The sequence below is a fragment of the Streptomyces sp. NPDC001153 genome (assembly GCF_053598315.1).
Window position 1 is genome coordinate 1 of sequence record NZ_JBSFJZ010000128.1, and the last position, 1,863, is coordinate 1,863.

General features: G+C 69.6%; 1 protein-coding gene and 1 pseudogene. One reads left to right on the forward strand and one right to left on the reverse strand.

The genetic code is table 11. The features are described from left to right. Nucleotides 1–406: pseudogene (locus tag ACWDEN_RS48050) on the reverse strand (hypothetical protein); the annotation flags it as partial. Nucleotides 407–736: 330 nt separating this feature from the next. On the opposite strand from ACWDEN_RS48050, the gene ACWDEN_RS48055 reads away from it, so the two are divergent. Next, a partial coding sequence (locus ACWDEN_RS48055) for a S53 family peptidase (protein ID WP_450864459.1) occupies nt 737–1,863 on the forward strand: 1,127 nt, incomplete at its 3' end.

A 1,863-nucleotide genomic window follows, 5' to 3' on the forward strand; every position in this document is an offset into this window, starting at 1 on the left:
CGTTGCGGTAGCCGGGGGCGAAGACCAGGTCGTTCAGCGGCTGTCCGGAGTCGGAGTCGAAGGCGCAGTGGGCCGCGGTGATCAGCATGTTCCGGTGCGGACTCCGCACCACGCTCGCCGTGCAGAAGTGGGCGCCCTGGTCGTCCTTCTCGAAGACCGCGCCGATCCGGGCGTTCTCCTCGGTCCTGCGGGGGGTGTACGCGTTGCCGTCCTTTGCCCGGGCCGTCGCGGGGAGGTCCTGGTCCTGGTGCTGCGAGGACCGGCCCGGCCCGCCGGACTTGCCGAAACCACTGAGCCTGCTGCTTGTGGCCGTATCGGTTCTCTCCGCCGCGTCGCCCACCACTGCGGCCGCCCCGACGATGACCAGCGTCAGGGGCAGTATCGAATTCCTGGCTAGCGAGCGCACAAGGTCATTATCGACGCGGGCCGGGAATTCGGGAGGTGCTTCAACGGGAGGCCCCCGTCACAGTCCACGGTCCGGATCGGGCATCGGCACCCCCGACACCGGAGGGGGCTGACCGCATTCTATGGAAGAGCAAAGAATTCTGTCCGGTACTGCCGGGTAGGCGCCATCGGAGCTACCTTCCTCTCGCACCCTGTCATGTCGTGTTCACCCAGCGCCATGGCAGGTGGCGCGAGTGTCATGCTCATGACTGCGCGGTCACATCGCCGCTACGCGCGTCACGGGCTGCCCATCCAGTGCGAGAAACCTCACTTCCCGATGGAGGCAGTACCCATGCGTGAGTCACGCTCGAGCGGGCAGAGACGGAGTCTGCGAAGACTCGTCGCCGTCGCCTTCCCCGCGCTCGCCCTCACCGTCGCCGGACTCGTCGCCGCCCCCACGGCCGGCGCCCAGCCCGCAGCGGCCCACCCCCACACCTCCAAGGTCACACAGAACGCCAAGGCCCTGACCGACCCGAAGCGGCAGACCTTCCACGCCACCGGCAGGGCCGGCCAGAAGGTCCCCACGACCCACCTGTGCGCCACCGCCGAGCCGGGCCACGCGTCCTGCTTCGCCCAGCGCCGCACCGACATCGAACAGCGCCTCGCCTCGGCGCTCGCCGCCGCCGCGCCCTCCGGCCTCTCCCCGGCCAACCTGCACAGCGCCTACAACCTGCCCACCGCGGCCGGTTCGGGCATGACGGTCGGCATCGTGGACGCCTACAACGACCCCAACGCCGAGTCGGACCTGGCCACCTACCGTTCCACGTACGGCCTGTCGTCCTGCACCAAGGCCAACGGCTGCTTCAAGCAGGTCAGCCAGACGGGTTCCACCACCTCGCTGCCGACCAACGACACCGGCTGGGCCGGTGAAGAGATGCTCGACATCGACATGGTCAGCGCCGTCTGCCCGAACTGCAGCATCATCCTGGTCGAGGCCAACTCCGCGAGCATGGCCGACCTCGGCGCCGCCGAGAACGAGGCCGTGGCACTCGGCGCCAAGTTCGTCTCCAACAGCTGGGGCGGCTCCGAGTCGTCCTCGCAGACCAGCGACGACACCTCGTACTTCAAGCACCCGGGTGTCGCGATCACCGTCTCCTCGGGTGACTCCGCCTACGGCGCCGAGTACCCGGCGACCTCCCAGTACGTGACCGCCGTCGGCGGCACCGCGCTCACCACCGCCTCCAACTCCCGCGGCTGGAGCGAGTCGGTGTGGAACACCAGCTCCACCGAGGGCACCGGCTCCGGCTGCTCGGCCTACGACCCGAAGCCGAGCTGGCAGACCGACACCGGCTGCTCCAAGCGCATGGAGGCCGACGTCTCCGCCGTCGCCGACCCGGCCACCGGCGTGGCGGTCTACGACACCTACGGCGGCTCCGGCTGGGCGGTCTACGGCGGCACCAGCGCCAGCTCGCCGATCAT